The 23,245-nt window shown below is 62.6% G+C and carries 21 protein-coding genes; 10 read left to right on the top strand and 11 right to left on the bottom strand.

Translation table 11 applies throughout. The features are described from left to right. Positions 1-38 precede the first annotated feature (38 nt). The 8 genes from L9B60_RS14215 (at position 39) to L9B60_RS14180 (ending at position 9,174) form a co-directional block, all read left to right on the top strand. Positions 39-1,118: a polysaccharide biosynthesis/export family protein gene (locus tag L9B60_RS14215; RefSeq protein WP_249679437.1), complete on the top strand. Its 1,080-nt coding sequence runs from the start codon at positions 39-41 to the stop codon at positions 1,116-1,118. A gap of 409 nt (positions 1,119-1,527) precedes the next feature. Next, positions 1,528-3,990, top strand: a complete 2,463-nt coding sequence (gene pqqF / locus L9B60_RS14210) for a pyrroloquinoline quinone biosynthesis protein PqqF (RefSeq protein ID WP_249679436.1) — start codon at positions 1,528-1,530, stop codon at positions 3,988-3,990. A gap of 148 nt (positions 3,991-4,138) precedes the next feature. Next, positions 4,139-4,210 (top strand): pyrroloquinoline quinone precursor peptide PqqA, encoded by a 72-nt coding sequence (pqqA, locus tag L9B60_RS14205; protein WP_008365141.1) that lies wholly within the window; start codon positions 4,139-4,141, stop codon positions 4,208-4,210. Positions 4,211-4,282: 72 nt separating this feature from the next. After that, the gene (gene pqqB, locus L9B60_RS14200; protein WP_249679435.1) at positions 4,283-5,194 is read left to right on the top strand and encodes a pyrroloquinoline quinone biosynthesis protein PqqB; all 912 of its coding nucleotides are present in this window, start codon (positions 4,283-4,285) and stop codon (positions 5,192-5,194) included. Positions 5,195-5,204: 10 nt separating this feature from the next. Next, on the top strand, positions 5,205-5,960 hold the full coding sequence (gene pqqC, locus L9B60_RS14195) for a pyrroloquinoline-quinone synthase PqqC (protein WP_249679434.1): 756 nt from the start codon (positions 5,205-5,207) through the stop codon (positions 5,958-5,960). Further along, on the top strand, positions 5,957-6,232 hold the full coding sequence (gene pqqD / locus L9B60_RS14190) for a pyrroloquinoline quinone biosynthesis peptide chaperone PqqD (RefSeq protein ID WP_249679433.1): 276 nt from the start codon (positions 5,957-5,959) through the stop codon (positions 6,230-6,232). Before pqqC ends, pqqD begins: the two co-directional genes overlap by 4 nt. Next, the gene (gene pqqE, locus L9B60_RS14185; RefSeq protein WP_249679432.1) at positions 6,204-7,364 is read left to right on the top strand and encodes a pyrroloquinoline quinone biosynthesis protein PqqE; all 1,161 of its coding nucleotides are present in this window, start codon (positions 6,204-6,206) and stop codon (positions 7,362-7,364) included. The genes pqqD and pqqE overlap by 29 nt, the downstream gene beginning before the upstream one ends. After that, positions 7,330-9,174 carry an alpha/beta hydrolase family protein gene (locus L9B60_RS14180; RefSeq protein WP_249679431.1) on the top strand — a complete coding sequence of 615 codons (1,845 nt, stop codon included), beginning with the start codon at positions 7,330-7,332 and terminating at the stop codon, positions 9,172-9,174. Before pqqE ends, L9B60_RS14180 begins: the two co-directional genes overlap by 35 nt. Before the next feature lie 85 nt (positions 9,175-9,259). Here the strand turns inward: L9B60_RS14180 and L9B60_RS14175 are convergent, their stop codons facing one another. Together L9B60_RS14175 and L9B60_RS14170 are read right to left on the bottom strand one after the other, a co-directional pair. After that, a complete protein-coding gene (locus L9B60_RS14175; RefSeq protein ID WP_033050408.1) occupies positions 9,260-9,418 on the bottom strand; it encodes a YqaE/Pmp3 family membrane protein in 159 nt (52 codons plus the stop codon). 156 nt (positions 9,419-9,574) lie between these two features. After that, positions 9,575-10,738 carry an aspartate aminotransferase family protein gene (locus L9B60_RS14170; protein WP_249679430.1) on the bottom strand — a complete coding sequence of 388 codons (1,164 nt, stop codon included), beginning with the start codon at positions 10,736-10,738 and terminating at the stop codon, positions 9,575-9,577. A gap of 164 nt (positions 10,739-10,902) precedes the next feature. On the opposite strand from L9B60_RS14170, the gene L9B60_RS14165 reads away from it, so the two are divergent. Further along, positions 10,903-11,802 (top strand): LysR family transcriptional regulator, encoded by a 900-nt coding sequence (locus tag L9B60_RS14165; RefSeq protein WP_249679429.1) that lies wholly within the window; start codon positions 10,903-10,905, stop codon positions 11,800-11,802. 241 nt (positions 11,803-12,043) lie between these two features. Here the strand turns inward: L9B60_RS14165 and L9B60_RS14160 are convergent, their stop codons facing one another. The 9 genes from L9B60_RS14160 to bioB form a co-directional block, all read right to left on the bottom strand. After that, entirely contained in the window at positions 12,044-13,822 is a 1,779-nt protein-coding gene (locus tag L9B60_RS14160) for an acyl-CoA dehydrogenase C-terminal domain-containing protein (RefSeq protein WP_249679428.1), read from the bottom strand. 115 nt (positions 13,823-13,937) lie between these two features. After that, complete coding sequence (locus tag L9B60_RS14155; protein WP_249679427.1) at positions 13,938-15,224, bottom strand: GGDEF domain-containing protein; 1,287 nt, start codon at positions 15,222-15,224, stop codon at positions 13,938-13,940. 190 nt (positions 15,225-15,414) lie between these two features. Further along, positions 15,415-17,220, bottom strand: a complete 1,806-nt coding sequence (locus L9B60_RS14150; RefSeq protein WP_249679426.1) for a phenylacyl-CoA dehydrogenase — start codon at positions 17,218-17,220, stop codon at positions 15,415-15,417. 273 nt (positions 17,221-17,493) lie between these two features. Continuing rightward, entirely contained in the window at positions 17,494-17,790 is a 297-nt protein-coding gene (locus L9B60_RS14145) for a pyrroloquinoline quinone biosynthesis protein PqqE (RefSeq protein WP_249679425.1), read from the bottom strand. 107 nt (positions 17,791-17,897) lie between these two features. Further along, positions 17,898-18,578: a dethiobiotin synthase gene (gene bioD, locus L9B60_RS14140; RefSeq protein ID WP_249679424.1), complete on the bottom strand. Its 681-nt coding sequence runs from the start codon at positions 18,576-18,578 to the stop codon at positions 17,898-17,900. Next, positions 18,575-19,405, bottom strand: coding sequence for a malonyl-ACP O-methyltransferase BioC (bioC, locus tag L9B60_RS14135; protein ID WP_249679423.1), 831 nt, complete (start codon positions 19,403-19,405; stop codon positions 18,575-18,577). The genes bioD and bioC overlap by 4 nt, the downstream gene beginning before the upstream one ends. Beyond that, positions 19,398-20,132 carry an alpha/beta fold hydrolase gene (locus L9B60_RS14130; RefSeq protein WP_249679422.1) on the bottom strand — a complete coding sequence of 245 codons (735 nt, stop codon included), beginning with the start codon at positions 20,130-20,132 and terminating at the stop codon, positions 19,398-19,400. The genes bioC and L9B60_RS14130 overlap by 8 nt, the downstream gene beginning before the upstream one ends. After that, positions 20,125-21,297, bottom strand: coding sequence for an 8-amino-7-oxononanoate synthase (gene bioF / locus L9B60_RS14125; protein ID WP_249679421.1), 1,173 nt, complete (start codon positions 21,295-21,297; stop codon positions 20,125-20,127). The genes L9B60_RS14130 and bioF overlap by 8 nt, the downstream gene beginning before the upstream one ends. 3 nt (positions 21,298-21,300) lie before the next feature. Further along, entirely contained in the window at positions 21,301-22,359 is a 1,059-nt protein-coding gene (gene bioB, locus L9B60_RS14120) for a biotin synthase BioB (RefSeq protein ID WP_249679420.1), read from the bottom strand. 91 nt (positions 22,360-22,450) lie between these two features. On the opposite strand from bioB, the gene L9B60_RS14115 reads away from it, so the two are divergent. Further along, positions 22,451-23,188 carry a ComFC family protein gene (locus tag L9B60_RS14115; RefSeq protein ID WP_249679419.1) on the top strand — a complete coding sequence of 246 codons (738 nt, stop codon included), beginning with the start codon at positions 22,451-22,453 and terminating at the stop codon, positions 23,186-23,188. Positions 23,189-23,245: the final 57 nt, after the last annotated feature.

Here is a 23,245-nt window from a genome sequence, read left to right as displayed (position 1 = left end):
GAGTGAGAACCCTGCGTGTTCTCCAAGGAAGTTTTGCCATGAAACGAGCTTTATTCAGCGTGTTGCTGTTGAGTGCGGTTCTGCAAGGTTGCGCCTTTGCCCCAGGCCAACACATGACCCCGGACGATGTCCAGGACGGGCCGGACATGAGTGACGTGAAGGTGGTACCCATCACCCAGCTGTCCGTGCAGCAACAGCAGACCATCTACAAGGCCGAACCGATTCCCAGCGAACTGCTGACCTATCGCCCCGAGGACTACCTGATCGGCCCGGGTGACAGCTTGATCATTACGGTGTGGGAACACGCCGAATTGAACTCGCCGGCCGCCCAGGACCAGAAAGAGGCCAGCGCCCGCGTGGTGCGCAACGACGGCACGCTGTACTACCCCTACATCAACTCGATCCATGCCGGGGGGCTAACGGTCGGCCAGTTTCGCGCCAACCTGCAGAAGGCCCTGGCCACCTACCTCACCGGCGCCCAGGTGGACGTCAATGTCGAGGGCTATTCCAGCAAGCGCGTGATCATCTCCGGCGCCGTCAAAAACCCCGGGCCGCAGGCGCTGACCAACACGCCGCTGACCCTGGTGGACGCCATCAGCCGCTCTGGCGGGGAAACCGCCGATGCGAACCTGGCCAACCTGATCCTCAAGCGCGATGGGCATGAGTACCTGATCGACATCGACACACTGAACCGCCGCGGCTCGCACCTCAACGAGATCTACCTCAAGGATGGCGACCAGTTGCACCTGGGTGACAACCACGCCAACAAGATCTACGTGCTGGGGGAAGTGCTGCACCCACAAGTGATGACCTACGGCACCAGCACCTTCAACCTGATGGAAGCCTTGGGCAACGCCGGCGGCATCAGCCAGGAAACCGCCAACGCCGAAGCCATCTACGTGATTCGCGGGGCCCAGGGCGCCTCCAAGCAACCGGCCACGGTGTTCTACCTCAACGCCAAGAAACCAACCGCGTTCATGCTGGCCAGCCAGTTCGACCTGCAGACCTCGGACGTGATTTTCGTCGGCCCCGCCAACATCACCCGCTGGAATCGCTTCATCAGCCAGTTGTTGCCATCGGCGACGGTGGTGGGCACCACGGCGGCGTTCTCCCACTAAGCGCCCCCCTACACGCATTCGCACCCCCTGTAGGAGCGGATTCATCCGCGAAAGCCACACCGCAGAGCATCAGACACACCGCGCCGCTTTCTTCGCGGATAAATCCGCTCCTACCGGCATACCCATCACCCCTGTAGGAGCGGATTCATCCGCGAAAGCCACACCGCAGAGCATCAGATACACCGCGCCGCTTTCTTCGCGGATAAATCCGCTCCTACCGGCATACCCATCACCCTGTAGGAGCGGATTCATCCGCGAAAGCCGCACCGCAGGCCTCTCGAACAAACCACATAGCATTAACCCAAGCCGCACACGGAGCCTACTGGAACCGTGTGCGGCTTTTGTGTTCATACCCTGCGCACAGATCGTCTAGCATTAGCGATTGGAGAGTTCATGCGCGGGAGCCAACATGTCTGACGCCTACACCCCTGCCTTTGACCAAATGGAGCTTGAAAACGGGCTGCGCGTGCAGTTGCGTCACGAACCGCGCCTCAAGCGCGCGGCGGCTTCGCTGCGGGTGGCAGCCGGAAGCCACGATGTACCTTCGGCATGGCCAGGCCTTGCGCACTTTCTGGAGCACCTGTTTTTCCTCGGTACCGCGCGTTATAGCCGTGACCAGGGGTTGATGACCTTCGTGCAACGCCATGGCGGGCAGCTCAACGCCAGCACCCGCGAACGCACCACCGACTTCTTTTTCGAACTGCCGGTGGAGTCCTTTCCCGGCGCGCTGGAGCGGCTGTGCGAAATGCTCGCCCACCCGCGCCTGGACGTCAGCGACCAATTGCGCGAGCGCGAAGTGCTGCACGCCGAGTTTATCGCCTGGTCCCGCGACCCGCAGGCCCGTCACCAGCAGTGGCTGACCAGCGCGCTGGCCGCCAGCCATCCGCTGCGCGCCTTCCACGCCGGCAACCGCTACAGCCTGCCGGTGCCACGGGAGGCATTCCAACAGGACCTGCAGGCGTTTTACCGCCGCTACTACCACGCCGGCCAAATGACCCTGTGCCTGGCCGGCCCGCAACCGCTTGAGCAATTGCAGGCATTGGCACGCAAATCCGGCAGCCTGTTGCCCAGCGGCACGCTAACCCCCCAGGCTGCCGCACAACCACTGCGCGATGGCTCTGCGCAGACCTCGCCCTGCCCGGACGACCAGCGTTTCAACCTGGTCTTCCCCTGTGAGGGCCTGCCCGAACAGACGCCGCAAGCCATGGACTTCCTGGCCACCTGGATCGCTTCCGCGCAACCTGGCGGCCTGCTCGCGGAACTGCGCCGCCGCGGGCTGGTGGAAAACCTGAGCCTTACCCCCTTCTACCGTTTCGCCGACCAGGCGCTGGTCAATATCGAGTTGCGCCTGACTGCCGCCGGCAAGCAGCCCTTGGCACTGATCAGCCAGTTGTGCTTCGAGTGGCTGGAATTCTTTCAGTCCCACGATGGCTGGCACAGCCTGCGAGATGAATACACCTTGCTGCAACAGCGCCACCTGCTGGTCAGCGGGGCCCTGGCGCTGGCCCGGCACGACAACGAGCACTTCAGCGACGATGGCCGTACACAACTGTCGGAAACCGGCGTTCAAGCCTTGCGCGCACTGCTTGAGCAACTGCGCCCCGACAACTTGCTGCACCCGGTGGCCCCGCCCACCGAGCGGCTCGGCCAGGACAGCGGAGTCAAGTGGCGCCTGCCCCAACGTAACCGCTTCCTGCGCCCCAGCCGCCGCCCCGAGCAAGCCCAGGCCACCCCGGCGGCGATGGAATATTTGCCCGGCGGCAGCACCCCAAGCCATGAAGCCTGCGTCTATGTGCGCTGGCGGGTGAATGCCTCGCAACGGGCAGGCTTGTGGCGCATGCTCGACAACAGCCTGCACAAACTGCGCGAAGAGGCCCGCCAGGCGGGCGTGCAGCTGACCTTCAGCAGCCTGGGCAACGACTGGCAGTTGCGCCTGCAGGGGGTGCAGGAGCCCATGCCGGCGCTGCTCGAACAAGCACTGGATGAGTTGACCACACCCACCCCGGAAACCTGGCGCCAGGCGCGCCAGCCCAGCACGCAGCCCGCGCTGATCCCGATCCGCGAACTACTCAAGCGCCTGCCGGAGCATTGCCTGGGGCACTACCAGTCACCGCCACGGATTCGTGACGAAGAGCTGCAACCCATGACCCTGCAACGGCTCTGGGGCGGTGCCCGCTGGGACGGCATGGCCGTGGGCCTGAGCCCGGCCCAGCAGCAGGCGCTCAATGCAGCCCTGCGCAAGATGCCTGGCAAAGGCGACCCGAACCTGATCACCACCCGCCTGCCCTTGCACGAAAAGCTCTGGAGCGAAGTGGCCCTGGACGCCAGCGAGCACGCCGTGCTGTTGTTCTGCCCCACGGCCAGCACCGAGGTCAGTGACGAAGCGGCCTGGCGCGTACTGGCCCACCTGTGCCAGGCGCCTTACTACCAGCGCATGCGTGTCGATCTGCAGCTAGGCTATGCGGTGTTCAGCGGCTTCCGGCAAATCGCCGGGCGCGCGGGCTTGCTGTTTGGCGTGCAATCACCCAGCACCCCGCTGGCAGAAATCATCGACCATTTGCAGGCCTTCGTGCAGACCCTGCCCGCCTTGGTACGCGGGCAGAACCCGGCCAGCCTGGCCAGCGAGTGTCGCGAATTGGCGTCACGCAGCAGCTTCGAGGAGCAAGACCTGGACCAGGCCAGCGAGGCCCTGTGGCAAGCTCGTTTGGCTGGCCACCCGTCGGATTTCATGGAGTTGCTGCGCAAGGCGTTGCTCCGCCAACGCGCCGACCTGCTGGAGGAAGCAGCCGAGCAGGTCGCGAAGGCTTCAGCCGGCTGGTTGTGCCTGGCCAACGGCCCGGCGGTGGACGAAACCTGGCAAGTGGCAAAGTGATCATTACCCCGGGCGTAAAGGGCTTTCTCTTAGATTTAACCTTTCAGCCCGTGGTTTTTTAGTAAGATAGCTGCCTACCCATTTGAACATCTCCCTGTGGGGATGCTCTTATATGTTGCACCACCCATCACCCAGAAGGAGCCTTCCTATGTGGACCAAGCCTGCTTACACCGACCTGCGTATCGGTTTCGAAGTCACCATGTACTTCGCAAGCCGCTAATTTGTTTCGCAGTACAGCGCCTCGGTCAGCCGGGGCGTTTTTATTTTCAGCTCATGCCTGCAAGGGGCCGCGATGTACATCCAGATTCTAGGTTCAGCCGCCGGTGGCGGGTTCCCGCAGTGGAACTGCAATTGCGTCAACTGCAAAGGCTTTCGCGACGGCACGCTCAACGCCCGCGCCCGTACGCAGTCGTCCATCGCACTGTCCGACGACGGCATCCACTGGGTCTTGTGCAACGCATCGCCGGATATCCGCGCCCAACTGCAAGGCTTTGCGCCGATGCAACCGGCCCGCGCGCTGCGCGACACCGGCATCGACGCGATCATTTTGCTGGACAGCCAGATCGACCATACCACCGGCTTGCTGAGCCTGCGCGAAGGCTGCCCGCATCAAGTGTGGTGCACCGACATGGTCCACCAGGACCTGACCAGCGGTTTTCCGCTGTTCAACATGCTCACCCACTGGAACGGCGGCCTTTCCTGGAACCGTATCGAGCTTGAGGGCAGCTTCGTGATCCCGGCCTGCCCGAACCTGCGCTTCACCCCGTTCCCCCTGCGCAGTGCCGCACCGCCCTACTCGCCGCACCGCTTCGACCCGCACCCGGGCGACAACCTGGGCCTGATCGTCGAAGACCTGCGCACCGGCGGCAAGCTGTTCTACGCACCAGGCCTGGGCCAGGTCGACGACACCCTGCTGGGCCACATGGCCGATGCCGACTGCCTGCTGGTGGACGGAACGATGTGGGACGATGACGAAATGCAACGGCGCGGCGTGGGCACCCGCACCGGCCGCGAGATGGGCCACCTGGCACAAAACGGCCCGGGCGGCATGCTCGAAGTCCTCGATACCTTGAGCAAGCCACGCAAGGTGCTAATCCATATCAACAACACCAACCCGATCCTCGACGAAGACTCGCCCGAGCGCGCCGAAGTGACCCGCCGCGGCGTCGAAGTGGCCTTCGATGGCATGAGCATCGAGCTGTAGGAGCGTGAGCATGACCGACACCAAGGCAATGTCGCCCGCCGAATTCGAGCAGGCCCTGCGCGCCAAAGGCGCCTACTACCACATCTATCACCCCTACCACGTGGCCATGTATGAAGGCCGGGCGACCAAGGCGCAGATCCAGGGCTGGGTGGCCAACCGCTTTTATTACCAGGTGAACATCCCGATGAAGGATGCGGCGATCCTGGCCAACTGCCCGGACCGCGAAGTGCGCCGCGAGTGGATTCAGCGGCTGCTGGACCACGACGGTGCACCGGGTGAAGACGGAGGCATCGAAGCCTGGCTGCGCCTGGGCCAGTCGGTAGGCCTGGACCCAGACCAGTTGCGCTCCCAGGAACTGGTGCTGCCTGGCGTACGCTTCGCGGTGGACGCCTACGTCAACTTCGCCCGCCGCGCCAGTTGGCAGGAAGCTGCCAGCAGCTCGCTGACCGAGCTGTTCGCCCCGCAAATCCACCAGTCGCGCCTGGACAGCTGGCCGCAGCACTACCCGTGGATCGACCCGGCCGGCTACGAGTACTTCCGCACCCGCCTGGGCCAGGCACGCCGCGACGTGGAACATGGGCTGGCGATTACCCTGCAGCACTACACCACTGCCGAAGGCCAGCAGCGCATGCTGGAAATCCTGCAGTTCAAACTGGACATCCTCTGGAGCATGCTCGACGCCATGACCATGGCCTACGAGCTGAACCGTCCGCCCTACCATAGCGTCACCGACCAGCGTGCCTGGCACAAAGGGATCGCCCTATGAGTTTTGATCGCAACCTGACCCCCAAATGGCGCACCGGCTATCGCTTCCAGTACGAACCGGCGCAGAAAGGCCACGTGCTGCTCTATCCTGAAGGGATGATCAAGCTCAACGAAAGCGCCAGCGCCATCGGCGGGCTGATCGACGGCGTACGCACGGTAGCCGACGTTATCGCCGAACTGGACAAGCAATTCCCTGGCGTACCCGAGCTCGGTGCCGACATCGAGCAATTCATGGAGGTCGCTCGTGCAGAGCACTGGATCGAACTTGCCTGAGCTGCCGGCCACGCCTGCGGTCGGCTTGCCCTTGTGGCTGCTGGCCGAGCTGACCTACCGCTGCCCGCTGCAATGCCCGTACTGCTCCAACCCCCTGGACTTCGCCGCTCAGGGCAAGGAGCTGAGCACCGAGCAGTGGTTCAAGGTATTTCGTGAAGCCCGGGAAATGGGCGCTGCACAAATCGGCTTTTCCGGTGGCGAACCGCTGGTGCGCCAAGACCTCGCCGAGCTGATTGCCGAGGCCCGCCAACTGGGTTTCTACACCAACCTGATCACCTCGGGCATTGGCCTGACCGAACAAAAAATCGCCGACTTCAAGACCGCCGGCCTGGACCACATTCAAATCAGCTTCCAGGCCAGCGACGAGCAGGTGAACAACCTGCTGGCCGGCTCGAAAAAAGCTTTTGCGCAAAAGCTGGAAATGGCCCGCGCGGTGAAAGCCCACGGCTACCCGATGGTGCTGAACTTCGTGACCCACCGGCACAACATCGACAAGATCGACCGCATCATCGAACTGTGCATCGCGCTGGAGGCAGACTTTGTTGAACTCGCCACCTGCCAGTTCTATGGTTGGGCGCACTTGAACCGCGTCGGCCTGTTGCCCACCAAAGAGCAATTGGTGCGTGCCGAACGCATCACCAACGAATACCGCGCCAAGCTCGAAGCCGAAGGCAACCCCTGCAAGCTGATTTTCGTGACACCGGATTACTACGAAGAGCGCCCCAAGGCCTGCATGAACGGTTGGGGCAGCATCTTCCTCACCGTGACACCCGACGGCACGGCGCTACCGTGCCATGGCGCACGGCAGATGCCCATACAGTTCCCCAACGTGCGCGATCACACCATGCAACACATTTGGTATGACTCTTTCGGTTTCAATCGCTTCCGCGGCTATGATTGGATGCCCGAACCTTGTCGCTCCTGCGACGAGAAAGAAAAGGATTTCGGTGGCTGCCGTTGCCAGGCGTTCATGCTGACGGGCGATGCCAGTAATGCCGATCCTGTGTGCAGCAAGTCCGCCGATCACGGGATCATCCTCAAGGCCCGTGAAGAGGCGGAGCACGCCACTCAGACGATTGAACAACTGGCCTTCCGCAATGACCGAAACTCACGCCTCATCGCCAAAGCTTGAACACTTCAGTGCCGCCCAGGCCGTAGCCGCCGGTACCGACTTCGCAGAGTTGCGGGTCGGGCCGACCGGCCTGTTCTGGAACGAGTTCCGCCCCCAGGACGCCGCCTGCCGGATCTGGCGTTGGCATGCCGGCAGCGCGCAGCGCCTGACCCCCGACGGTTTCAGCGTACGCAGCCGCGTGTACGAATACGGCGGTGGCTCGTTCTGCCTGACCGATGACGGCGTGATCTTCGTCAACGAAAGCGACCAGCAGCTTTATTGGCAATCGCTGGACGGCGGCCAACCTCGGGCGCTCACCCAAGGCCAACGTCGCTACGGCGACCTGCAGTACGCCGCGGGCCAAGTATTGGCAGTCGAGGAAACCCATGGGGCCGATCACGTCGAGCACCGGCTGGTGGCTATAGCACTGAGCGACAACCAGCGCCAAATGCTCGCCGAAGGTGCTGACTTCTACGCCGCGCCCACGATGGACTGTAGCGGCCAGCGCCTGGCCTGGATCGAGTGGAGCCGGCCCCACCAGCCCTGGACCCAAACCCGCTTGATGACCTGTGCGCGCCAACCCGACGGTCAATGGGGCTCTGCGAGCGCCGTGGCGGGGCATACTCACGCGCAATCGCTGCAACAGCCGCGTTTTGACGCACAGGGAAACCTGCACTGCCTGTCCGATCTCAATGGGTATTGGCAGCCTTGGGCGCAAACCTGCGAAGGCTGGGCACCCCTGCGTGCCAAGGATGCCGACCACGCCGGCGCCCCCTGGCAACTGGGCGCTTGCACCTGGCTACCCTTGGGTGACCAGGGGTTTCTGGCCAGTTGGTTCGAAGACGGCTTTTCCCGCCTGGGTATTTGCGCGGCCAACGGCTTGGTCGAAGACTACAGCGTCGACTACAGCCGCTTTCGCAGCCTGAGCATCGACGAGGACTTTATCTACGCCATCGCCGCCTCGGCGATCTGCCCGTCGGTCGTCGTGGCTATCCATCGCCATAGCCGCGAGGTGCAAGTATTGGCCGGCGGCAGCGTGCCTTTGGCCATCGAACACATCAGCCGCCCGCTGCCCCTGCGCTACCCCAGTGGTGGCAGCGAGGCCTACGGCTTCTTCTACCCGGCCATGAATGGTGATAGCCAGCCGCCGTTGGTCGTGTTTATCCATGGCGGCCCTACGTCAGCCTGCTACCCGGTGTTCGACCCGCGCATTCAATATTGGACCCAACGCGGCTTCGCCGTGGCCGACCTCAACTACCGTGGGAGCAGCAGTTACGGCCGCGACTATCGCCAGGCACTGCACTTGAAATGGGGCGAGGCGGATGTAGAGGACGCCTGCGCAGTGGTCAGCCACCTGGCCGGGCGCGGCCTGATCAACCCCGAACAGGCCTTCATTCGCGGCGGCAGCGCGGGTGGCTACACCACCCTGTGCGCCCTGGCGTTTCGCAACGTGTTCCGCGCCGGCGCCAGCCTGTACGGGGTAAGCGACCCGATCGCGCTGGCCCGCGCCACCCACAAGTTCGAAGGCGATTACCTGGACTGGCTGATCGGCGACCCCATTGCCGACGAAGCCCGCTACCGAGCCCGTACTCCGCTGTTCCACGCTCACCAGATCAAGGCCCCGGTGATCTTCTTCCAAGGCGAACTGGACGCTGTGGTCGTGCCCCAGCAAACCCGTGACATGCTCAAGGCCCTGCACGACAACGGCCTTACGGCCGAAGCGCACTTTTACCCCGACGAGCGCCATGGCTTCCGCCAGGCCGCTAACCTGGCCAATGCGCTGGAGTTGGAGTGGGGGTTTTATTGCCGGGTGATCGAGGCTGGGCGCTAGATCCCTGGTGCGCTTTTCGCGGATAAATCCGCCCCTACCGGGCCCTTGTAGGAGCGGATTTATCCGCGAAGGCCGTCATGCGGTTTCAACGCTTGGCAATGATATACACCGCATGCACGATCCCCGGGATATAGCCGCACAGGGTCAGCAAGATGTTCAGCCAGAAAGCACCGCCGAAGCCCACTTGCAGGAAGACGCCCAGTGGCGGCAGGAGGATGGCGATGATGATGCGAATGATGTCCATGGTGCAGTTCCTTGTGTTGTGTCCTTTACAGACACAAGGCGAACGGCAGGGTTCCACGCGTTAAAGCAAGTTGCCATCATTGCGAAAAAAAAACGCCCCGGGCCGAAAGGATCAGGCTCGGGGCGATGCGCAGTTACGCGAGACGGTTCGGACAAATCAGTGTTTGCGTGCCTGCAGTTGCGCGGTGCGCACGCGGGCGAATGCGCGGGCCAGGCGCAGGAGCATGTCGTCGATATTGCCTTTGCTGACATTCAGCGCCGGGGTGAAGCGCAGGCAGTCGGCTTGCGGGGCGCTCAATAGCAGGCCCTCCTGCCGGGCTGCCTTGACCAACGCCTGCGCGCCGTCATCGCTCAGTTGCAGGCCCCACAACAAACCCTGCCCACGGACGATGCCTTGGCCATGCCGGTGCGCAAGGCGAACCAGGCCGTCACGCAAATATCGACCACTGTCGGCCACCTGGGCCAGGAGGCCGGGCGCCAGGATGGCGTTCAGCACCGCCAGGCCAGCCATGCTCATCAGTGCATTGCCCTGATGGCTGAAGCCCAAGTCTGCGGGCTCCAAACAGCAGGCCTTACCGCGCGCCAATACGGCGCCCACCGGCATGCCGCCGCCCAGGCCTTTGCCCACGGCCAGGATGTCGGCACGCACGCCATAGGTCTGTTCGGCCAGCAATGCGCCACAGCGGCCCATGCCGGTCTGCACCTCATCCAGGATCAACAAAATGCCCAACTCGCGGCACAAGCGTTCGACACCCTTGAGGTAAAGTTCGCTGGCCGGGATAACGCCGGCCGCGCCTTGGATGGGCTCCAGCATGATCGCAACCGTGCGCGAGTCCACCGCCGCGTGCAGGGCAGGCAAATCGTTGAAGGGCACCTCGGTGCGGTCGTGCGCGGTTAGATGGCGGCCATGGCAGCCGTGCCGCGCGGTAATGATGCCGCCTGCGCCGTTGCGATAACGCAGGCCCCAGCGGCGCGCCAGGCGGATGGCAGCTTCACAGGCATCGCTGCCACTGTTGAAGAGATAGGCCTGGTCGCTGCCGGTTGCCTGGCACAGGCGCTCGGCCAGTGCATGGGCTGGGCGCGAAGGGTAACCGGTGTGCAATACCGCCTGGGCTTGCGCGTTAAGGGTATTGACCAGTACTTCAGGGCTGTGGCCAAGGCTGTTGGCCGCAGCGCCTTGGTAAAAATCGAGGTAGGCACGCCCCTCCTCGCTCCAAAGCCAGGAGCCTTGACCGCGAATGAACGACGGCGCCGAGTGCTCGACCTCCTGAGCGCATACCCGTGAGGGTTTTGCAAACCGGATTCTTGACAACACACCCATGCGCGCTCGCCTCTTCTGCCTGCCCAGCCTATGCAAAATCAAATCGCATCCGGCTTCTGAATTTCGCTTAAAGGCCCTGTAAACCTCGCGATTGCGGGATAGACTAGGCTCAAGAGGCCCCTTGGGCCATTTCGATTTTCGAGCTATTTCGATAAGACAAACTTATGGATTTCAGACAGCTGCGTTATTTCGTCGCAGTATACGAAGAGGGCCACGTGGGCCGCGCCGCCGAGCGCCTGTCATTGTCGCAACCGGCACTCTCGCAACAGATCCGCCAACTGGAACATGGTTTGGACGTAAGCCTGTTCGAGCGCGGCAACAAACGCCTGTTGCCGACCCTGGCCGCGCACACCTTGTACAACCACGCCCTGCCCTTGCTCGATGGCCTGCACCAGGCGCACGAAGCCCTGCGCAGCTTCCAAGGCCAGGCGGTGCGTACCCTGGCCATCGGCGTGCTGCAAACCGTGCACCCAAGCCTGGTGCCGCAATTGTTGGAGCGGGTGCGCAAGGCGCAACCGCACCTGGTGGTGCAGATCTATGAACTGTCGGGGCTTGAGATCGAGCGGCGCCTGCTCAACGGCTTACTGGACATCGGCATCAGTTACCTGCCACCGCGCCAGCCCGGGCTGCATGGCGTGCTGCTGTATGAGGATGAACTGCAACTGGTGATCCCCAATGACCACCCCTTGCGCGAATTCAAGAAGGTGTCCATGGCCCAGGCTGCCGAACTGCCCATGCTGTTGCTGGGCGAGGAGTTCCAGATCCGCCAGATCTGGCAGTCACAACTGGCCAATTTGGGCCGCCGCCCGCACGTGCAGGCCGAACTCAACAGCATGGCCGGCATTCTCGAAAGCCTGCCCCACACTCGCCTGGCAACGGTATTGCCAGGGCGCGCGCAACAGATTCGCAGCGATCGTGACCTGCTCTGGAAACCATTGAGCGAACCACGGGTGCCATTGAAAGTGGGTTTGGTGTACCGCGACGCTCAGCGTCAGCAAGCCTCTGTGGAGTTGCTGCGCACCTTGCTTGAGGAGGTGGTGAAGCCGCGCCAGGAACTGCCCTGACCGGCGCAAGACTTTTTCGCGGGCAATAAGAAAACCCCGCCGAAGCGGGGCTTTGCAGACTGTTTCCCTGACATCCGTTTCTGCCAACCATCCTGGTGGCGATCCTGCGTGTTCGATCCGTGTTTTCTATTGCGCTTCCTGCGCTACGTCCATGGAAGAATATTACCGCTGGATCCAAAGAACCGATATAGCCGAAAGACATCAGTTCATGTAAGTGAATGCTTACATGAACGCCGCTTGATCAGAATTGCTCAGCGCTCAACAAAAACAGCGACTCACTACCGGCTTTCACCGAAGCGGTCAGGGAGTGAATACGTGGCAACAGGCGAGCGAAATAGAAACGCGCCGTACCCAGTTTGCTCGCATAGAAATCCTCCTGGCCTTCCTTGCCCAAGGCCGCCTTGGCCATCAATGCCCACATGTAGGCATAGGCGGTGTAGCCGAGCACCTGCAGGTATTCCACTGACGCTGCGCCAATTTCGTTCGGGTTGCTCTTGGCCCTGTCCAGCAGCCAGGCAGTCAGTTCGTCAAGGTTATCCACAGCCGCGTTCAGCGGCTTGGTGAATTCGGCAAGGTCCGCGTTGGCGCTGGCGGTGAAGTGGCGAATCTCGTCGGCGAACAGTTTATAGAACACACCGCCGCTACCGACCACCTTGCGCCCCACCAGGTCAAGCGCCTGGATGCCGTTGGTGCCTTCGTAGATCTGGGTGATGCGCACGTCGCGCACCAGTTGCTCCTGGCCCCACTCGCGGATAAAGCCATGGCCGCCGAAGATCTGCTGGCCGTGCACGGTGGTTTCCAGGCCCAGGTCGGTCAGGAAGGCCTTGGCCACCGGGGTGAGCAACGCGACCAAGTCTTCGGCACGCTTGCGAGTGGCAGGGTCTTCGCTGAACTTGGCGGTGTCCAGCTGCATCGCCACGTAAGTGGAGAACGCCCGGCCGCCTTCGTTGGCCGCTTTCATGGTCAACAGCATACGGCGCACGTCCGGGTGGACGATGATCGGGTCGGCGACCTTGTCGGTGGCTTTCGGCCCGGTCGGCGAGCGGCTTTGCAAGCGATCGCGGGCGTACTCGACTGCGTTTTGATAGGAGCGCTCGGCCGAAGCCAGGCCCTGGATACCAACGCCCAGGCGCTCGTAGTTCATCATGGTGAACATGGCGTTCAGGCCTTTGTTCGGCTCGCCCACCAGGTAACCCACGGCCGCGTCAAAGTTCATCACGCACGTGGCAGAGGCCTGGATACCCATTTTGTGTTCGATGGAGCCGCAGGTCACGGCGTTACGCGCACCCAGGCTGCCATCGGCATTGACCATGAACTTGGGCACCAGGAACAGCGAAATGCCCTTGGGCCCCGCTGGCGCGTCCGGCAGCTTGGCCAGTACCAGGTGGATGATGTTTTCGGTGAGGTCGTGTTCGCCACCGGTGATGAAGATCTTCGTGCCGCTGACCTTGTAGGAGCCGTCTGCCTGGGGCTCGGCCTTGGTGCGGATGATGCCCAGGTCAGTGCCCGCATGCGCTTCGGTCAGGCACATGGAACCGGCCCACACGCCGGCGTACATGTTCGGCAGGTAGGTGCTTTTAAGCGCTTCACTGGCGTGGGCGTTGATCGACAGGCAGGCGCCGGCGGTCAGCATCGGGTACAAGCCGAAGGCCAGGCTGGACGAGTTGACCATCTCCTCGACCTGCGCGGAAACCACCTTGGGCATGCCCATGCCGCCGTATACCGGATCGCCGCCCACACCGACCCAACCGCCGTCGGCGTACATCTGATAGGCCTCGGGGAAACCGGCCGGGGTGGTCACCACCGTGTCGTTCCAGTGGCAGCCTTCCTCGTCACTGCTGCGATTGAGCGGGGCAATGCTTTTGCCGGTCACTTTGCCGGCTTCTTCGAGAATCGCTTCCACCGTTTCGGTATCGACCACGTCTGCAAGGCCAGGCAATTGCGCCCATAGGCTGGCTACGTCGAAGACTTCGTTGAGGACGAAGCGCATATCGCGCAGGGGGGCTTTGTAATCGGCCATGGCAACCTCGCAGGTAAACTGAACAGTAGATCGTTCGAGTGTACCCCAACAACTTTTGCGACACATAGGGTCAATGTGTGACCAATAGGTATTTATTGGTCACACATTCGCGCACTCACCCCGCTGCAGTCCTGACTGCACCCCGCCGGGTTTGCCCGTACGCCACCACACAGTTACGCCCCGCCCCCTTGGCGCTGTAAAGCGCCTGGTCTGCAGACTTCAGCACTGCTTCTGGCCCGCGGTGCTCGATCAGTCGCTCGGCCGCACCGATACTAATGGTTACCGACACGCTGCTGGCCGCCGCAACGCCCCGGCGCTGGCGGCCTTGCTGGTCATCGTGGGGGCGGTTTTCGGGGTTGCGCAACTGGATCTGGTAACTGGCAATTGCCTCGCGGATCACCTCCAGGTGCGGCATGCACTCCTCCAGGGTCTTGGCAGCGAACACCAAGGCAAATTCCTCGCCCCCGTAGCGATAGGCACGGCCACCACCGGTCACTTTGGACAGCTTGCTGGCCACCAGGCGGAGTACCTGGTCGCCGACATCGTGACCATGGGTGTCGTTGAATTTCTTGAAGTGATCGACGTCGGTCATCGCCAGCACGTAATTGCGTCCCAGGCGCTGCATCCGCTCGTTGAGCGCCCGACGCCCCGGCAGGCCGGTCAGTTCATCGCGAAAGGCCATTTGGTAAGCCTCGTGAGCCACCGCTGCGGCAATCATCAGCATTACCTGGCTGCACATGATATTGAGCGTGAACGGCAAGATGAAGGTTTTCGGCAACGCCCAGAACAACCCCAGCAAGCCCACCAATTGGGCCGCGTGCAGCGGCCGTGGCTCGCGCAGGTATTGCAGCGCCAACAGGGCAAACGACAGGAAGAACATCGGGTAGGCCAACTGGATAAGGCTCATCCATTGCCCGTGCAACGCTGGCCAGCGGATCTCGGCCAGCCAGTTGAGCAAGGGTTGTGGAAAGCTTTGCTCCAGGCCCAAGGCCACGCTGCCTACCGCCAACAACACGGCAAAGCGCGCCACCATGTCCTGGAATAGATGGGTGCGCTCCTGCCAGGCACCGTACAAGCCATACAACGCGGGCAATATCAGGCAGCACAGGTGGAACACCACTGCAGCGTCCTCGCGGACCTTGCCGTTGTCGCGGTAGAAATCGGTCTGGGTGTCGAGCAGAAAATAGGCGATGTACACCGTCACCATCAAGAACAGCTCGCGCTGGCGTCGGTACACCGCGCAGTAGGCGCCCCCGAGCAGCAGCACCAAGGTGGGCAGCACATTGAACAGGGAGGTGAAGAATACGTTCAGGTCCCTGACATAAGCAGCCGCGAGCCCTGCCAGCAACAACAGCAGCGAAGGGAGGAAATGACTTAAACGTACAGCGGAAAGACGCGGCAAGGGGAGCTCCGACCCGGCAATTCAACAATATGGCATTGTGCCTCTATCTGTATCGGCCGTGTACAGGAATGATTAACGCCCAATTCAGCTTTAACGGCATTAATCGCTGGTTTTTGAGACTTATTTCAAATAGCGCCCATAAAAAAACCGCTCCCATCACGGGAGCGGCTTTTGTGCTGCGGCGCCGGGCTTAGTAGCTGAGGCCGAAGTTCTCTTCTTTCATGTCCATCAGGTTGTTGGCGCCCGACAGCATGGTGGCCACGTGGGTACGGGTACGTGGCAGGATGCGCTGGAAGTAGAAGCGCGCGGTTTGCAGCTTGGCGGTGTAGAAGCCTTCTTCCGAAGTACCGGCGGCCAGTTTTTCGGCAGCCAGGCGCGCCATGTCGGCCCAGAAGTAGGCCAGGCAGACGTAACCGGAATACATCAAGTAGTCCACCGAGGCGGCACCGACTTCTTCACGGTCTTTCATCGCGGCCATGCCGACCTTCATGGTCAACTCGCCCCACTCTTTGTTCAACTGGGCCAGCGGGGTCACGAACTCGTTGACCGCTTCGACGCCTTCGTTGGCCTGGCAGAACTTGTGCACGATCTTGGTGAAGCCCTTCAGCGCTTCGCCTTGGGTCATCAGCACTTTACGGCCCAGCAGGTCGAGTGCCTGGATACCGGTGGTGCCTTCGTACAGCATCGAAATGCGGCTGTCGCGAACGTTCTGCTCCATGCCCCACTCGGCGATGAAACCGTGGCCACCGTAGATTTGCACACCGTGGTTGGCGGCTTCGAAGCCGACTTCGGTCATGAACGCCTTGGCGATCGGTGTCATGAACGCCAGCAGGGCATCCGCCTGCTTCTTCGCCGCTTCGTCGGTACCGTACTTGACGATGTCGACCTGCTTGGCAGTGAAGTAGACCATGGCGCGGGTGCCTTCGGCGAAGGCCTTCATGGTCAGCAGCATGCGCCGCACGTCGGGGTGCACGATGATCGGGTCGGCGGCCTTGTCCGGCGCCTTGGGGCCCGTCAGCGAGCGCATCTGCAGGCGGTCACGAGCGTATTTCAAGCCGCCCTGGAAGGCCACTTCGGCATGGCAAAGGCCTTGCAGCGCGGTACCCAGGCGAGCGGTGTTCATGAACGTGAACATGCAGTTCAGGCCCTTGTTCGCCGGGCCGATCAGGTAACCGGTGGCCGCGTCGAAGTTCATCACGCAGGTGGCGTTGCCGTGGATGCCCATCTTGTGTTCGATGGAACCACAGTTCACCGCGTTGCGCTCGCCCAGGTTGCCATCGGCGCCGGGTACGAACTTGGGCACGATGAACAGCGAAATGCCCTTGGTGCCAGCCGGTGCATCCGGCAGGCGTGCCAGTACGATGTGGACGATGTTATCGGCCATGTCGTGTTCACCGGCCGAGATGAAGATCTTGGTGCCGGAAACCTTGTAGGTGCCGTCGGCCTGTGGCTCGGCCTTGGTGCGCAGCATGCCCAGGTCGGTGCCGCAGTGCGGTTCGGTCAGGCACATGGTACCGGTCCACTCGCCGGACACCAGCTTGGTCAGGTAAGCCTCTTGCTGCTCGGGGGTGCCGTGCTCGGAGATGGTGTTCATCGCACCATGGGACAAGCCAGGGTACATGCCCCACGACCAGTTGGACTGGCCGACCATTTCGCTCACGGCCAGGCCCAGGGATTCAGGCAGGCCCTGGCCACCGTGTGCCAGGTCGTGGGCCAGGCTCGGCCAGCCGCCTTCGACGAATTGCTTGTAGGCAGCCTTGAAGCCGGTCGGCGTCTGCACGCCCGACTCGCTCCAGGTGCAGCCTTCGGTGTCACCCACACGGTTCAGCGGTGCCAACACCTGTTCACAAAACTTGGCACCTTCCTCGAGGATGGCGTCAACCATGTCCGGGGTGGCGTCCTGGCAAGCCGGCAGGCTTTGATAATGCGCTTCGTAGCCGAGCAACTCGTCACGAACGAAGCGAATATCACGCAAGGGGGCTTTGTATTCAGGCATAGCGATAAACCTCTGCTGATGAATCCTGGATAGGGTGACCGCAACGGACCAGCAAGCGCCGATGGCTTTCGGTCAAACAGTTGTTTGAAACATACGTTTACGCCGAAATCTTGTCAAGCACCCTGCATGAAGACGAAATGAATCCGCCCCGCCGAATGGCAGGCACAGGGCAGCTTCAGCGTACAAAAGACCCTGGGCGGGATACATGAAGTTTAGTAGAGCGATGGGTACGGCGCCGATGATGCGCGGGCGCGCATCACCCGGTGGGCAGGGTCAGGCGTAGGTATCGATCAGGGTACCGAGCATTTCGTCGGACGCTTTTTCAACCTTCACGCCCGCCTCGACTTGCACCTTGGCTTGCACCAGCTCAACGCTGCTGCCGGCCAGGTTTTGCTGCTGGCTGCGGTCCACCGAAAACAGACGATCGGCCTGGGACACCGTGGATTGGTTGGTGGTGGAACGGTCGACCGCGCTGCTGGCGATCTGGCTGGCAGCCTGGTCGGCGCGCGCAACGCCTGACTGAATGGCGCTCAGACCGGCGTAATAGGCACTGCCCCCTGAGATTTGCATGTGAAACTCCATCAGGCGTAAAGCGAATGAGCGCCCATTGAAACAGAGCGCGTCAAAAAATACCCGTCAAAAACACTAATGGCACAGTGCCCTGCCATAGACAAAATCTAGTCCAGCAAATCCAGCTGCAGGTGCTCGGCCACCGCTGCGGCAGTCATCACCTTCAACCGTGGCACGCGGCCCAGGCAAGGTGCAGGCAAGCGTTCGGCCAAGGTGGCGAGATTCTCTTCAAGCCGTGAGGTCTTGCCATCGATCACGTTAGCCACCCAGCCGGCCAGTTGCAAACCGTCACGGGCAATGGCTTCGGCCGTCAGCAGGGCGTGATTGATGCAGCCCAGGCGCACACCCACCACTAGAATCACCGGCAGCTTGAGCGCCACGGCCAGGTCCGACAGGTTGGCTTGGTCAGACAGCGGCACACGCCAGCCACCCGCCCCTTCGATCAAGGTAAAGTCGGCCCCGTGGGCAAGAATGTCCCGCATTGGCCCCAACAGAGCCTGCACGCTCAAGGCCACGCCGGCTTCACGGGCGGCCAGGTGCGGCGCGATGGGCGGTTCGAAAGCGATCGGGTTGACCGCTTCGTAGCTTAACTGGATCGAGCTTTCGGCCATCAGGGCCAGGGCGTCGGCGTTGCGTAGCCCCTTGGGGGTGACTTCACAGCCGGAGGCCACAGGCTTGGCGGCCAAGGTGCTCAGGCCATTGAGCCGCGCGGCATGTAGCAGGCCGGCGGCGATGGTGGTTTTGCCGACATCGGTATCGGTGCCGGCGATGAAATAGCTCTGGCTCACTTCGCGTGCCCCTGTTCCAGCGGTTTGTGCAGCACGGCGTACACCACCTGGTAAGTCGCCGGCAGCCCCTGAGGTTGGCGAAAGCGCTCGTAGGCTTCAAGCAGCCCGGTCATGCGCGCGCGCCCGGTAAGGCCACCTGGCCTGCCGGGATTGATGTTGTGCGCACCAAGGGCTTTCAATTCATGGGTCAGCCCCCTTACATCAGCGTAGTACAGCACATGCGGCAGGCGCGTCAGGGTCGATAACTGCAGGCCGCTGGCGGCGCACAGTTGCTGGTAATCCTCGAAACGGCGGAAGCGGTTCACGTGCACCATGCCGTCTACCGCCTGCCAACTGTCGCGCAACTCTTGCAGGGTACCCACGCACAGGCTGGCGAAGGCAAAGGTACCGCCAGGCTTGAGCACACGCAGCGCTTCGCTCAGCACTGAGGCGAAATCGCTGCACCATTGCACCGCCAGGCTGGAAAACATCAAGTCGACGCTTGCACTGCGCAACGGCAAGCGCTCGGCGTCGCCCACCACGTAGTGGCTGGCACCGCCCAAGGTACGGGCATGGCGCAACATGCCTTCGGCAATGTCCACGGCAGTACCGGCATCGGCACCGTAACGCTCGGCCAAGGCGCGGCTGAAGTAGCCGGTGCCACTGCCCAGGTCGACCCAACGGGCCGGTTGCGCCATGGCGGGCAAGCGCTCGATCAACGCCGAACCGACGGCGCGCTGCAAGTCGGCAACGCTGTCATAACTGGTCGCGGCGCGGGAAAAGGAAGCTGCAACCTGACGTTTGTCAGGCAAGGCGCCAGGTAGCGTGGGCTGGGAAAGGTCAGTCATCACCGGACTCGTGCAGGAAAGCCTGGATGGCCGCCGCCAATTCATGCGGGTCCTCCAGGGGGAAAGCGTGGCTGGCCTGCTCGATCACGCCCACTTCGATATCAGGCAGCAGCGTCAGCAGGTCGTTGGCGGCTTCGGCAGGCACCAAGGCATCCAGCCCGGCAAACAGATGAAACTGCGGGCCAGGGTAATGTTGCAGCGCTGCGCGTATGTCCAGGTTCGCCAACAACTCCAGGCCATGGCGCAAACTGTCGACCGACGCCGTTGGCGCACCGGCATTGAGCAGGCGTGCCAGGCCGCGCGGGTCTTGGGCGGCGCCTTGGGCGCAGAGCAGGCTGAAGCGCTTGAGGGTGGCTTGCGGATCGCTCGCGCAACCGGCCAGGAAAGCATCGAAGGTTTCCCCGTGCATCGCGCTGGGCCACTCGGCCCGGGCCACGAAACACGGGTTGCTGGCCAGCGTGACCAGCCCGCAGCATCGGTCACCGCGCCGCGCCGCCAGTTCTGCGGCGAGCATGCCGCCTAGCGACCAGCCACCCAGCCAGACGTCTTGCGGCAGGTCGGCATCCAGCTCGTCCAACCATTCGGCCAGGTCACTGGTGGGTAAGTCCGGCAACGGCTCGATCTCGACCCGCAAGTGCTCATCCAACCCCTGCAAGGCCGCGGCCAGCGGCTCCAGCACCGAAATACCCAGGCCCCAGCCGGGCAGCAGAATCAAACGGTCACGCATCGCTCGGCTCCAGCAACGGGTAGCAGTCTGCCAATGCATTCAACAATAGCTGCACCTGCGCCTCGCTGTGGGCGGCCGACAGGGTGACACGCAAACGCGCGCTGCCCGCCGGCACGGTCGGTGGGCGAATCGCGGTGACCATCAACCCACGCTCGCGCAACATCTGCGAGAGTTTGACCGCACGCCCGGCGTCACCGATCAAGATCGGTTGGATGGGCGTGAAACTGTCCATCAATTGCAGGCCAATCTGCTCGGCGCCTTGGCGGAACTGGCGGATCAACGCATCCAAATGTTCGCGACGCCAATGCTCGCTGCGCAGCAACTCCAGGCTTTTGAGCGTGGCGCAGGCCAGCGCCGGCGGTTGGCTGGTGGTGTAGATGTATGGGCGGGCAAACTGGATCATGCTTTCGACCAATTCTTCACTGCCGGCAACAAAGGCGCCAGCGGTACCAAACGCCTTGCCCAGGGTACCCACCAGCACCTGTACGTCATCGCAGCCCAAGCCGAAATGCTCGACGATACCGGCGCCATTGTTACCCAGTGGGCCGAAGCCATGGGCGTCATCCACCATCAGCCAGGCGCCCTTGGCCTTGGCGGCGCGGGCCAGGGCCGGCAGGTCGGCAATGTCACCATCCATGCTGAACACGCCGTCGGTCACCACCAGGGTATTGCCGACGGCTTTCTCCAGGCGGTTTTCCAGGCTGGCGGCATCGTTATGCAAATAGCGGTTGAAGCGCGCCCCACTCAGCAGGCCGGCATCCAGCAACGAGGCATGGTTAAGGCGGTCTTCCAACACCGTGTCGCCCTGCCCCACCAGCGCCGTGACCGCACCCAGGTTGGCCATGTAGCCGGTGGAAAACAGCAGCGCACGCGGGCGTCCGGTCAAGTCGGCCAGGGCTTCTTCAAGGGCATGGTGGGGGCCACTGTGGCCGATCACCAGGTGCGAGGCACCGCCGCCCACGCCCCAGCGCTCGGCGCCAGCACGCCAAGCGGCAATCACCTCGGGGTGGTTGGCCAGGCCCAGGTAGTCGTTGTTGCAAAAAGCCAGCAGCGGCTGGCCATCGACCACCACCAAAGGCCCCTGCGGGGTTTCCAGCAAGGGCCGCTGGCGATACAGGTCTGCCGCCCGGCGCTCGGCCAGGCGAGCGCTCAGATTGAAGGCCATGAATCAGGCAGACGCAGCGTCGTAGAACAGTTCGCTGCTTTTCTGCTCGACCAACGCTTGTTCGATCGCGGCCTGGTGCACTTCATCGGCGTGCTCTTCGCGCGCTTCGGGCTGGATACCCAGGCGGGCGAACAGTTGCATGTCCTTGTCGGCCTGCGGGTTGGCCGTGGTCAGCAGTTTGTCGCCGTAGAAAATCGAGTTGGCGCCCGCCAGGAAAGCCAGGGCCTGCATCTGTTCGTTCATCGCTTCGCGGCCAGCGGACAGGCGCACATGCGATTGCGGCATCAGGATACGAGCCACGGCCAGCATGCGGATGAAATCGAAGGGGTCGATGTCTTCGGCGTTTTCCAGCGGCGTACCGGCGACTTTCACCAGCATGTTGATCGGCACCGATTCCGGGTGCTCCGGCAGGTTGGCCAGCTGGATCAGCAGCCCTGCGCGGTCGTCCAGCGACTCGCCCATGCCCAGGATCCCGCCCGAGCAGATCTTCATGCCCGCGTCACGTACGTAGGCCAGGGTTTGCAGGCGCTCGCCGTAGGTACGGGTGGTGATGATGCTGGCGTAGAACTCAGGCGAGGTGTCCAGGTTGTGGTTGTAGTAGTCCAGGCCTGCTTCAGCCAGGGCAGCGGTTTGCTCCTGGTCCAGCTTGCCCAGGGTCATGCAGGTTTCCAGGCCCATGGCCTTGACGCCCGCCACCATCTTCAACACGTAGGGCATGTCCTTGGCAGACGGGTGCTTCCAGGCCGCGCCCATGCAAAAACGGGTCGAGCCGATGGCCTTGGCGCGGGCGGCCTCTTCAAGCACCTTCTGCACTTCCATCAGCTTTTCTTTTTCAAGGCCGGTGTTGTAGTGGCCGGACTGCGGGCAGTACTTGCAGTCTTCCGGGCAGGCGCCGGTCTTGATCGACAGCAGGGTGGAAACCTGGACGCGGTTGGCATCGAAATGCGCCCGGTGCACGCTTTGCGCCTGGAACAACAGGTCGTTGAACGGCTGAACGAACAGGGCTTTGACCTCGGCCAGAGACCAGTCGTGACGAAGCGTTGCAGTTGTGCTGGCGCTCATGGGCGATTCCTTGTTTATGCTTGGGCTGGCGCTGGGGTCATGGATAACCCACAGGCGCGACACGGTTATTGGGCATATTTAAGGAAGACGCATGAACTGTCAACCTGGTCACGGACGCTCGGTTTACATCTGGTCAAAAAACAACCACACCTGCTTGTTATGCGATGAGCCCACCGATCAGGCCTACCCGCTATGCGTGCCCTGCGAGGCCGAACTGCCCTGGCTGGACCAGCGCTGCGAAAGGTGCGCCCTGCCCTTGCCTATCACCGGCATGCTCTGTGGCGCCTGCAACCGCCAATCGCCTGCGTTCACCCGAGTAGAGGCGCCTTGGCATTTCGGCTTTCCGCTGGACGCCTTGGTCAACCGCTTCAAACATCACGGCCGCTGGCCCATCGGGCGCTTGTTAAGCGAACTGCTAGGGCACTGGCTGGCGCACCGATTCGACGAAGGCCTACCCCGCCCAGGCTGCCTGCTGCCGGTGCCCATGGGCCGTAAACGCCTGCGCCAGCGCGGCTACAACCAGGCTGCCATGGTGGCCGGTTGGCTGGGCAAACAGCTGAACATCCCCTGCGACGAGCACATGTTGCTGCGCCCCCACGACACCCAGGCCCAGCAGGAACTGAACGCCCGCGCCCGCCTACGCAACCTGCAGGGCGCCTTCACCCTGGCCCCCGGCGCACGCATCAAGGGCCGCCACCTGGCGCTGGTCGACGATGTGCTGACCACCGGCGCCACCGCCCAGGCCCTGGCGCTGCTATTGCTCAAGGCCGGGGCTGCGCGGGTCGACGTGTACTGCCTGGCGCGCACGCCAAAGCCTGGCAGCGCTTGACTTGGCCAAGGCTTGCGGGCAACGTCCAACGCTATATAAAACCAGATACAGCGCGCC

Origin of the sequence: Pseudomonas abieticivorans, assembly GCF_023509015.1 — a bacterium.
Classification (GTDB): domain Bacteria; phylum Pseudomonadota; class Gammaproteobacteria; order Pseudomonadales; family Pseudomonadaceae; genus Aquipseudomonas; species Aquipseudomonas abieticivorans.
This window is presented reverse-complemented; position numbering and strand designations above follow the sequence as displayed.

Coding starts and splice junctions, on each gene's coding strand:
- L9B60_RS14215 (WP_249679437.1), top strand. CDS start 39: ATGAAACGAGCTTTATTCAGCGTGTTGCTGTTGAGTGCGGTTCTGCAA.
- bioC (WP_249679423.1), bottom strand. CDS start 19,405: ATGACTGACCTTTCCCAGCCCACGCTACCTGGCGCCTTGCCTGACAAA.
- L9B60_RS14150 (WP_249679426.1), bottom strand. CDS start 17,220: ATGCCTGAATACAAAGCCCCCTTGCGTGATATTCGCTTCGTTCGTGAC.
- bioF (WP_249679421.1), bottom strand. CDS start 21,297: ATGGCCTTCAATCTGAGCGCTCGCCTGGCCGAGCGCCGGGCGGCAGAC.
- L9B60_RS14170 (WP_249679430.1), bottom strand. CDS start 10,738: ATGGGTGTGTTGTCAAGAATCCGGTTTGCAAAACCCTCACGGGTATGC.
- L9B60_RS14165 (WP_249679429.1), top strand. CDS start 10,903: ATGGATTTCAGACAGCTGCGTTATTTCGTCGCAGTATACGAAGAGGGC.
- L9B60_RS14160 (WP_249679428.1), bottom strand. CDS start 13,822: ATGGCCGATTACAAAGCCCCCCTGCGCGATATGCGCTTCGTCCTCAAC.
- pqqC (WP_249679434.1), top strand. CDS start 5,205: ATGACCGACACCAAGGCAATGTCGCCCGCCGAATTCGAGCAGGCCCTG.
- L9B60_RS14130 (WP_249679422.1), bottom strand. CDS start 20,132: ATGCGTGACCGTTTGATTCTGCTGCCCGGCTGGGGCCTGGGTATTTCG.
- L9B60_RS14115 (WP_249679419.1), top strand. CDS start 22,451: ATGAACTGTCAACCTGGTCACGGACGCTCGGTTTACATCTGGTCAAAA.
- pqqF (WP_249679436.1), top strand. CDS start 1,528: ATGTCTGACGCCTACACCCCTGCCTTTGACCAAATGGAGCTTGAAAAC.
- pqqD (WP_249679433.1), top strand. CDS start 5,957: ATGAGTTTTGATCGCAACCTGACCCCCAAATGGCGCACCGGCTATCGC.
- L9B60_RS14145 (WP_249679425.1), bottom strand. CDS start 17,790: ATGCAAATCTCAGGGGGCAGTGCCTATTACGCCGGTCTGAGCGCCATT.
- pqqB (WP_249679435.1), top strand. CDS start 4,283: ATGTACATCCAGATTCTAGGTTCAGCCGCCGGTGGCGGGTTCCCGCAG.
- L9B60_RS14175 (WP_033050408.1), bottom strand. CDS start 9,418: ATGGACATCATTCGCATCATCATCGCCATCCTCCTGCCGCCACTGGGC.
- L9B60_RS14180 (WP_249679431.1), top strand. CDS start 7,330: ATGACCGAAACTCACGCCTCATCGCCAAAGCTTGAACACTTCAGTGCC.
- bioB (WP_249679420.1), bottom strand. CDS start 22,359: ATGAGCGCCAGCACAACTGCAACGCTTCGTCACGACTGGTCTCTGGCC.